General features: G+C 48.3%; 8 protein-coding genes. 1 reads left to right on the top strand and 7 read right to left on the bottom strand.

Annotation, left to right across the window (positions count from 1 at the left end):
- Positions 1-332: 332 nt before the first annotated feature.
- Entirely contained in the window at positions 333-1,565 is a 1,233-nt protein-coding gene (locus tag HPY28_RS28780) for a S1C family serine protease (RefSeq protein ID WP_017246806.1), read from the bottom strand.
- Positions 1,566-1,845: 280 nt separating this feature from the next.
- Between HPY28_RS28780 and HPY28_RS28775 the strand changes: the two genes are divergently transcribed.
- Positions 1,846-2,082 (top strand): hypothetical protein, encoded by a 237-nt coding sequence (locus HPY28_RS28775; RefSeq protein WP_174226354.1) that lies wholly within the window; start codon positions 1,846-1,848, stop codon positions 2,080-2,082.
- On the opposite strand, the gene HPY28_RS28770 is transcribed toward HPY28_RS28775, so the two are convergent.
- From HPY28_RS28770 to HPY28_RS30845, 6 genes are all read right to left on the bottom strand, one after another.
- Positions 2,077-2,865: an MBL fold metallo-hydrolase gene (locus HPY28_RS28770; RefSeq protein ID WP_017246808.1), complete on the bottom strand. Its 789-nt coding sequence runs from the start codon at positions 2,863-2,865 to the stop codon at positions 2,077-2,079. The two genes, HPY28_RS28775 and HPY28_RS28770, sit on opposite strands and share 6 nt — an antisense overlap.
- A 43-nt stretch (positions 2,866-2,908) precedes the next feature.
- Positions 2,909-3,682, bottom strand: a complete 774-nt coding sequence (locus tag HPY28_RS28765; RefSeq protein ID WP_017246809.1) for a two-component system regulatory protein YycI — start codon at positions 3,680-3,682, stop codon at positions 2,909-2,911.
- Positions 3,669-5,051: a YycH family regulatory protein gene (locus tag HPY28_RS28760; RefSeq protein ID WP_017246810.1), complete on the bottom strand. Its 1,383-nt coding sequence runs from the start codon at positions 5,049-5,051 to the stop codon at positions 3,669-3,671. Before HPY28_RS28760 ends, HPY28_RS28765 begins: the two co-directional genes overlap by 14 nt.
- The gene (walK, locus tag HPY28_RS28755; RefSeq protein ID WP_017246811.1) at positions 5,048-6,871 is read right to left on the bottom strand and encodes a cell wall metabolism sensor histidine kinase WalK; all 1,824 of its coding nucleotides are present in this window, start codon (positions 6,869-6,871) and stop codon (positions 5,048-5,050) included. Before walK ends, HPY28_RS28760 begins: the two co-directional genes overlap by 4 nt.
- Positions 6,868-7,578 carry a response regulator YycF gene (yycF, locus tag HPY28_RS28750; RefSeq protein ID WP_017246812.1) on the bottom strand — a complete coding sequence of 237 codons (711 nt, stop codon included), beginning with the start codon at positions 7,576-7,578 and terminating at the stop codon, positions 6,868-6,870. The genes walK and yycF overlap by 4 nt, the downstream gene beginning before the upstream one ends.
- A gap of 207 nt (positions 7,579-7,785) precedes the next feature.
- The gene (locus HPY28_RS30845) at positions 7,786-9,282 is read right to left on the bottom strand and encodes a LysM peptidoglycan-binding domain-containing M23 family metallopeptidase (RefSeq protein WP_017246814.1); all 1,497 of its coding nucleotides are present in this window, start codon (positions 9,280-9,282) and stop codon (positions 7,786-7,788) included.
- Between the last annotated feature and the right edge of the window lie 134 nt (positions 9,283-9,416).

Here is a 9,416-nt window from a genome sequence, read left to right as displayed (position 1 = left end):
CGTCCACCTCTGAGATACTCCTTAGAGGCACGACTTTGGACGCGGGTTTCTTTTTTTACATGGAGCTGGGCAGTCTAACCCCCAGCAGGTATCCCAAGAACTTGAGCGTTTTCTTCTTTTTTCTCTCCTCCACCTAAAGCTCGGCCGACGAACAAAAAAAGAGAGCACCGTATCAGCTCGGCGCTCTTAAGTAGGGATCTATTTAAAAATAGATAGAGGGGGGAACTTCAGATGCTGCATATATGCAAACGGGATAAAATGCATCCCGGAATTGCCCGTCAACGTTTGTTTCCTTCCCATGCCTGCCCGCAAAATGGCTTGGTCAGTACCTCTTACTGCTGTGGCGGAGCGGTCAGCTTCACTTTGGCAGTCTTCTGGATACCGTCACGATAGTACGTAACCTCCATTGTATCGCCCGGCTTTTTGCTCATCGTCAAGTACTTGCGCAGCTGAGCGCTATTGGAAATGTTCTTGTCATCTAGCTTGACGATGACATCGAATTGTCTCAAGCCTGCTTCACCCGCAGGAGAGAATTTGCCTACCTCTGTTTGCACAACGACACCAGCATTCACATTGTCAGGCAGATTCAAGGTTTCTTTCCATTCGTAGCGCGGTACATTTGCCAAGTCGAGCGGCTGCACACCGAGGTAAGAACGTGCCAGCGTACCTTTTTCCATCAGCTGGTCCACGATCACTTTGACATCATTGATCGGGAGGGCAAAACCTAATCCTTCGACCCCTGCTTTGGAAATTTTCAAGGTGTTAATCCCGATGACCTGACCCTCGATGTTCACGAGGGCACCACCGCTGTTACCAGGGTTGATCGCTGCGTCTGTTTGAATGACATCCAGCTCCCAGTCGTCCTGACCATCTTCGTTAAAGTCCATTGGCATGGAGCGTTCTTTGGAACTGATGATGCCTTGTGTGACGGTCCGGGAGAACTGCATACCCAGCGGATTCCCGATGGCAATGGCCGGTTCGCCCACCTGTAAGGTAGAGGAATCACCAAACTCAGCAACGTCCGTAACCTTGGCAGCGTCGATTTCCAGTACTGCCAGATCGGTGTAACCATCGGCACCGACCACTTTGGCCGATACTTTTTCACCTGTTGGCAGGGCGACCTCTAGTTTTTGCGCCTTATCGATTACGTGGTAGTTGGTAACGATGTAGGCTTTTCCGCCTTTTTTCTCAAAGATGACACCAGAGCCTTGGCCCTGCTCTACATCCATCGAGTTCTGCATCCAACTGTTTCTGCGCTGACCGATGTTGATTACACCAACGATCGCATTCTCCACTTTTTTCACCGCATCTACTGTACCAGAGCCCACACTTACAGATACTGGCTTGGCAAACGGGTTAGAAGAAGAGGCATTGCTGCTTAGCGCATTTTCTGTTCCAGGCTTAACCATATTAATATATCCGGCATTGGAGAGAGTCGGCAGCGTGAGCAGGACGACCATCCCCCCAATTACAGCGGACGTTACCGATGTCACAACCATTCGTCCAATACTAGAACCGCGTTGTTTTTTCCGCTCTACATGAGTTAAATCATCATAGAAACCCATGATTCATACTCCCCTTTCTACTTTCTACCATTACTAGCTTTACAGGTTTTTGATGCTCGTATACACAATGACATGCGCCGTAATTGGTTTGCATGATTGATTTCGTTGCTGTCTGTTTCCTTTTGACACCCTTAGTATACGACCCGCTTTCGGCAAAATGGCGTGAGAATTATGGAAAGGTTGTGGAATAGAAAAAAGCTCTCGGAATATTTCTCCGAGAGCACGGATATGATAGATTAAAAGCTTTTCTTCCCAAACCAAATAGAGAGGATTGATAGACTTGAAAGAAGTCCACCTCATCGCCAAGCTGGCTGACCTTCAGGAAGTAGACTACCACAATACGCTTGTCCTGCATGCCTTGATCGAGCTGCTAGTAGCCAAAGGACTGCTGACACATGACGAGCTGACTGCCAAAGTGAACGAGCTCGATACACAATTAACTTTCCATATCGATACGTACGCGAAGCTCACAGAGCGCATCGCCAGTCGTCAAACGGGGATCAAACCGATCTTATAGCTCTTCCAGCTTGGTAGGCCGATCCGGGTACGTATCACGCAGATGCACATCGTCACCAACAGATAGCCCTCGCTCCTCCAAGATGTTTTTGACCGTCAGTCGGGCCAAATCAATCATGTTGTTTTCCTTACTCAAGTGGGCGAGGTATACACGTTCTGCCCCACCTGTTAGACAATCGAGCAAAGCATCGCCCGCCGCTTCATTGGACAAGTGCCCGACATCACTCAAGATACGTCGCTTGATGCTCCAAGGATACTGCGACATGCGCAACAGCTCAACGTCATGATTGGACTCGAACACGTACGCATCTGCTCCACGAATCGTCTCCTTGATCCGATCGCTGACATACCCCAAATCTGTCGCGACACTGAGCTTTTTCTTGCCATCATAAAAACAGAAGCCCATCGGCTCGGCAGCATCGTGCGAGATTCCGAATGACTCGATGCCCAAATCCTCCAACTCTTTCTTTTCCCCCACAGAAAAGAAGCGTCGCTGATCTTCCTTGATCGTCCCGATCTGCCCATCCAGCTCCGACCATGTCTTTTCATTGGCGTAAATCGGCAATCCATATCGCCGCGCCATGACGCCAACTCCTTTAATATGGTCGACGTGCTCGTGGGTGACGAGAATGGCGCTCAGATCGGCCGGATTGACACCAATCGTCTCCAGTGCCGCTTCTGCCTGCTTTCCTGTAATGCCTACATCGATCAATACGGAGACACGGTCTGTCGCCACATAAATGGCGTTTCCCGTACTCCCGCTTGCCAACACACTAAATCTCACCGAACATCCCTCTTCCCGTATCTTTCCCAGGCTGTCTATCTATTCAGCGCTGCGTTACCATCGGACGCTCCAGCGCTCCTGTAATCGCGTTGACAAAATGCCATTTGCCATCGTGAACCACGCGCCATACAGGCACTAGCGTCTGAATATCCGCATCGTAAGAACCGTAATAACCCAGGCTCACATTCTCAATCCGTTCCCCTGGCGAAATGATTTGCTTGTCCACCAGAGAGCGTAGTGCCGCATAACCAGAGATCACCTGTCGTTCTCCCTGCTGCTTACGAAGGTGGAAAAAGGTCTGCCTATATCCGAGTATCGTTCCGTTGTCCAAATACATTTCCAAAGGAGCGACGAATACTGGCATTTTATCATAGACCTGCCAATACAAGAGCCGCGCTTGATTCGATTGATATGGATCGGCTACGTACTGATCGGAATAAATCAGCCTCGGTCCAATTTGACGCAAGAGCTCCTGCGGATTCAGTTGACCACGAATCTGAATCGGTGGTTCCAGCTTGGCAGCCAGCGCCATCTTTTCTACCGTCGCCTCAAGTCCTGATATCTCATGCAAGGAAATCGGATTAATTCCGATATACTCCGCATCCAAATTGGACATTTCCGGTGTATCCTGCGGTACTTCTGTATCCAATGTGATATTTTGCTGATTCAAGTACAGCTCTGTATTCCATTTCTCGCTCTGCGCGACTTCCTTGTCATTCCACAGGCTAATGCGCGTCACATACACCTGATACAGGAGAAACAAATCGAGGAGAAGAAAGGCCCAGATCAGAATCGTCTTGGTCCTACTCCAATCCATGCGCCTTCCCTCCTCCCTTATTTGTGTGCGCAGAAATATACAGGTTCGCCTGATTCGTCAATTCCACAACCCAGATTGGCATCAGGTCTACGTATCCTTCACCTACTTTGGTCTGATAAGCCAAATAAGCGTTCGTGATTTTTTCTGTGTCCGCCAGCTTTTTGTCGCGGATATATTGATACAGCTCTGGACCAGACATAACCGTCCACTCTTTGTTATCGATATACTTGTCCAAATCCAGCAGCGATCGGCTCATCGTCACAACCTGGCCTGCCTCTGAAGTGATTTGGATGGTATCGATCTGCTTGGCCTCCCCTTCACTGATCAAGGGATACGCCCCCAAGTACTGGCGGAACGTGATCAAGTCCTTTTCATTGTAGCTCTTCTTGATTCGTTCAAAATGATAATCATCAAGCCAGCCCAGGTGCTTATTCATGAAGGTAACGGCACTCTGCACTTTTTCTTCATCAGACAGCTCCTGATCCCGCTGTTGGTATGCCGGATCAGTAAACGTGAACGCCTGCTGCTCCGATCTCAATTGAATCGATCTGCTGCCATCTGTAAAAATAACCGTTTTGTCCCGCTCCATAATCTGTCTGACGAGCGACTGATCGATAAAGTAGGACTCGATCAATCTATCATTCGTAACAGGTACGTAGCTGTAGCGGAATTGCTGCATGCGCATCTGATTCTTGGGCAAATAGTAAGTGCTCCACATCAGCGCAGGTCCTTCCAAATCTACGAAGCTTCGCTCTGGTTTGACGATTTTCATGATTTGCTCAGGCATTAAATCACCAGAAGCCAAATACGATTCTCGCAAATCCTTAGGGCTGATCGATGTTCGAGAACGCATCATTCGACCTTCCTCAGTCGACAAAAATAACGCGTAGACGACATCCTCGTCCTTCTCGTAGTACAACCACAATCGGTCAATCCCTTTCATTCGGTTGTCAAACTCATCCCGAAAGGTTACCAGCCGACCTACAATTGACAAGGGAACCGTGCTCCGAAAGCGCACTTCCAAACCCATCTTTTCCCGGGCAATATCTTCCCATTTCTCATTGGAGATGGTGAGCGGAGAAAAATCGAGGAAGATCCATTTCGACATTTCTCGCACGATCAAACTATAAGGAGCATCGGTCGCGGATGCTTTTGTGTGGCGATCTTCCCCATAGTGAAAAACAACGGATTCGGGCGTAACGAGCTGTTCGAGTTGTTTTTCCTGAACTGGCTTTGACTGCGTGTACTCTGCCGGCTCAATAAATTGAAGGTTAGGTTGATTCGACCACAACATCGCTGTCAAAACAAAGCTGGCTAGCACTAGCAGATTGAGTAAGACGGTCTTGGCAGGCTCTAGCATCCGCTTCATCCCGTTTTTCCTCCTTGGGCAAATGGCACCCAGAACGTGACTGTCGTTCCTACGTTCCATTCGCTCGTAATCTCGATATCTGCACCGTGTGCCTGTACTAATTCACGGGCAATCGCCAACCCCAGGCCTGTTCCACCCTGACCGCGCGAACGCGCCTTGTCTACGCGGTAGAAGCGCTCAAAGATTCGCTTCAAATCGCGACTGGGAATACCGATTCCTGTGTCGGTGATGGAGATTTGGACCCGCTTTTGCTTGTGGTTCTCTTTTGCCATGAGAACCACAGTGCCTCCTTGAGGCGTATACTTGATCGCATTGGACAAAAGATTATCCAATACTTGATTGATCGCATCCAAATCAATATAAACCAGCGGAAGCTTGCTCGGCATATCCAGACTGAGCTGAACCTCCTGTTGCTCACTGAACATGGAAAAACGATCGGCAGCATAGCGAAGCAATCGATTGATGTCCGCTTCCTTACAATGCAGACGAACCCCCTGCGAATCAAAACGCGATAGCTGCAACAAATCGTTTACCAAGCGAATCATGCGCTCTGTCTCTGACGAAGTAACCTTCAAGAACCGTTGGGACAGCTCTGGATCTTCCACTGCACCATCCAGCAGCGCTTCCACATAGCTTTTAATGGTCGTCAGTGGTGTCCGCAGCTCATGCGACACATTCGCCACGAATTCGCGGCGCTGCTGTTCCAGTCGTTGCTGCTCCGTCACATCAGCTACGACAGCGATGATCCCACCCATTTTTTTGCTATCGTGCTGCAAGGGCGTAAACGTCACACGCAGGATCACTTCTTCCTTATTCGGCAGTGTCATCTCAATGAAAAGTGGTTCTTCCTGCGCATAGAGCGACATCTCATCCTCTGGCGGCAGACCCAGCAGATCGTACAAGGTGCGTCTCTTGAGAAGGACATCAGCCATTGTCACCTGCAACATATCTTCTGCAGCACGATTAAACAGGATGATTTGTCCATTCCGATTAGCGGCAATGACACCGTCCGTCATGTTGCTCAAAATTCCCGCGAGCTTCTCACGCTCTTCTTCTTGCTGCAAAATCGCTTCCTGCAAACGCAAAGTCATATGATTAAAGGCCATACCGAGTTGGCCAATTTCATCATCGCTATAGACACGTACACTACTGTTAAAATCCCCGTCTGCCACCAATCGTGCCTGACGGGTCATCTCCTTCACTGGCTTGGTGATGGTGCGGGCCAACACGACCCCGAGCACCGCAGTAATGACCATTGCGATCATCGTACCTGTCCCCAAGATACCATTCATTTTACCAATCGTCGCATAAGTGCCTTCCATCGAAGCGATCATGTATACCGCGCCGTATACGATCTGATCGCCCTTAACAGGTAGTGCCAATACTTTCACCCGCGCCCCCGTCTTCGGATCGATCCGCATCGATTCACTGCGCGTCCCGAGCAAGGCAACCGTCACTTCAGGCTGCGAGGTCCGCTGTCCTATTGTACTTTTGTCCTCTGTCGTCGCAACCACCGTTCTTGTCTGATCGATGACCTGCACATTCGCTCCATTGATTTTTACCAGGTTGTTGATCAGGTTGTCGATGTATTGACGGTTTTGTTCGGTGTTGGATTCCTTCCCGTCATGCGGGCGCAAATCGCTTTCCAGCAAACTCGCTAACAAACTAGCTTGTCCATTCAATGCCTCGGAAAAGTTGTTGATGTAGTAGCTCTCGACTTCCCGGGCAAAATAGGCGCTAATAAATTGCATCGCAAGCAAAATCAACAGCATGTAAATGATGACCATTTTCCACTGAACGGTTTTGAACAGCCGCCTCATCCAGGCTGGCCTCCCATGCCGGGATTGCGTAATGTATAGCCCAAACCACGCCGCGTGATAATATACTTCGGCTGGCTCGGATCATCCTCGATTTTTTCCCGCAAACGACGGATGGTCACATCTACTGTCCGTACATCGCCAAAATAGTCAAATCCCCAGACCGACTGCAGCAGATGCTCTCGCGTCAATACTTGTCCCTGATGGCGAACAAGGTATACCAGCAGCTCAAACTCACGGTGCGTCAGCTCTAATGCTTCTCCCACCTTTTCGACGGTATATGAGTTCAAATCGATTTCCAGCTCATGCACGCGCAGTACATGCTGGCTATCCTTTTCCTCCACTTTCGAGCGGTTACGTCGCAAATGGGCCTTTACACGGGCTACCAACTCACGCGTACTAAATGGCTTCGTCACGTAATCGTCCGCGCCCAATTCCAGCCCGAGTACTTTATCCAGTTCAGAGTCTTTGGCAGTCAGCATGATGATCGGAACATCATACGTTTGACGAACGGTTCGGCATACGTCCATTCCGTCTCTGCCTGGAAGCATAACATCTAGTAAAATCAGATCTGGTCGCTCATCCTTGACCACGACAAGTGCCTCATCACCATCGTAGGCGCATACGACCTGATATCCTTCTTTTTCAAACGTGAATTTCAAAATATCTGCAATCGGTTTTTCATCGTCAACTACGAGGAGTTTTGCCATCCTGCGCCCTCCTTTTTCTGTAAGTACGTGTTCCAACAGTCGTCTATTTCCTCTCAAACTGCCTCTTCAAGGATTCCACTTCGACCCTCACTATTCCTCTACAATACACCATGTACGCCATGTAAAGAAGGGCTTGGCATTCAATCCCTGCCAACAAAAAAAGGGCCCCTCCTAAGAGTTGCCCTTTCTTATCCAGAAATTACATGTCTATTTTAAGTAACGAATCGGGTTCTGGTTTCGTCCATTTTGTAGAACCTCAAAATGCAGGTGGACGCCGGTCGATTGTCCAGTAGAACCCTTTACGCCGATTTTCTTTCCTTGGCTAACAACATCGCCGACTTTCACATTAATGCTGCTCATGTGACCGTACAATGTCTTCATTCCATTGCCGTGATCGATGATAACCGATTTTCCATAGTCACCATTCCAACCAGCGAAGGTGACACGTCCATTGTCTGCCGCCATGACAGAACCAGAACCGGCAATATCAATTCCTTTATGCATGCTGCCCCAGCGTTTGCCGAAGCCGCTGCTGATATATCCGCTAGCAGGCCAGCTCAAACGGCCTGTCCCGCGCGATGGAATTACTTTTGTACCGCGCTCCATAATTTTGGTTACAGGCTGCACAGTTACATCTTGTTTGATGACTTTGCGATCGACTACTTGTCCATTTTCTTTCAAAACTTCGTATTTAACTGTTTTAGTGCCGTTTTTACCTTCTTGTACGACTTTTGTTTCGCCTTTAGGGACCTTGTCATTGTTATTAATTTGAGTATTAAAAGCAATGACCTCTTGCTGATCTACTTCTTCTTTGACTTGTACAGTAACCAGTGGACGTACTGCGGTTACATTGATTTCTTGTCCCAATTTAAGGACGGTATTTTCCGTGACGCCTGGGTTGTTCGCGTAAATATCTTTTGATGTAATGCCGTATTTCTTCGCGATGCAACCGATGCAATCGCCTTCTACGACCGTGTGCTTCATATCCTTGAAGGTGCCTTTTACCAGCAACTCCTCAAGTTTATCGGCAGACAAAATTTGAGATGCATCGACTGTTTCGGTTTGCATCTCTACGTTTTCTTTAAATGCGACTTCTTTTACCGGATTTGGTTTGACTGGGACTGCTGATGCTGCTGCTACAATAGCCTTTTTCCCTGTCGTTGCAGGAACTCCGGAATATTTTTGCTTCACTTCAGCCAGTACTTCATCAGCTGATTGCTGGTCTGGCAGGTAACCTACCACTTTGCCATCAATCGTCAGCTTAACGCTCTGAACCTTGAGATCCGCTACGGATGCCAGAGCTTGTACAGCGGCATCATTATTGAACGGTGCCTTGAATTCACGCTCTTCTTCAAATGCGATATAGTTAGCCAATTGCAAGTTAAGGCCTGTTTTTGCCTTTTCCTCTTCCAGCTTGGCTGCTGTCCAGTTATGTATCACATTTGGATCGTTTACCACGCCAATCTCTTTGCCGTTCACACTGACATGATAGACAGAATTGACGTTGCTTGTGTAATAGTATTGTGCAGATGCTCCACCAGCAATCGTCAATACTAGACCTGCCGCAATTGAAAGCGATTGTTTTTTATGCGACTGGATGTAAGAGCTTGTACGTTTCATTGTACGTTTCGCCAGATCACTGCAATCCCGAACGATTCGTGATGACCGTTCCTGCAGCTTGGCCTTCCATTCCGACCAATGCATAACTTGTCCCTCCTGAAAACAGATACAACTTGCTCGTTCTATTTCCTGAAAATTTTTAATTTATTGATTAGGTCGTATATCCCAAAATTTAGTTTCCATTTATCTGCCAAATTGCCTAAAGAAACCAACTATGT

The sequence above is a fragment of the Brevibacillus sp. HB1.2 genome, assembly GCF_013332495.1.
Lineage (GTDB): Bacteria > Bacillota > Bacilli > Brevibacillales > Brevibacillaceae > Brevibacillus > Brevibacillus porteri.
Note: the sequence above shows the minus strand (reverse complement) of the source record. Positions and strands in the feature narration are given on the sequence as shown.

Bases quoted from the DNA above. Each gene is read 5' to 3' on its own strand.
- HPY28_RS28780 (WP_017246806.1), bottom strand. From the start codon at position 1,565: ATGGGTTTCTATGATGATTTAACTCATGTAGAGCGGAAAAAACAACGC.
- HPY28_RS28765 (WP_017246809.1), bottom strand. From the start codon at position 3,682: ATGGATTGGAGTAGGACCAAGACGATTCTGATCTGGGCCTTTCTTCTC.
- HPY28_RS28760 (WP_017246810.1), bottom strand. From the start codon at position 5,051: ATGAAGCGGATGCTAGAGCCTGCCAAGACCGTCTTACTCAATCTGCTA.
- walK (WP_017246811.1), bottom strand. From the start codon at position 6,871: ATGAGGCGGCTGTTCAAAACCGTTCAGTGGAAAATGGTCATCATTTAC.
- yycF (WP_017246812.1), bottom strand. From the start codon at position 7,578: ATGGCAAAACTCCTCGTAGTTGACGATGAAAAACCGATTGCAGATATT.
- HPY28_RS30845 (WP_017246814.1), bottom strand. From the start codon at position 9,282: ATGCATTGGTCGGAATGGAAGGCCAAGCTGCAGGAACGGTCATCACGA.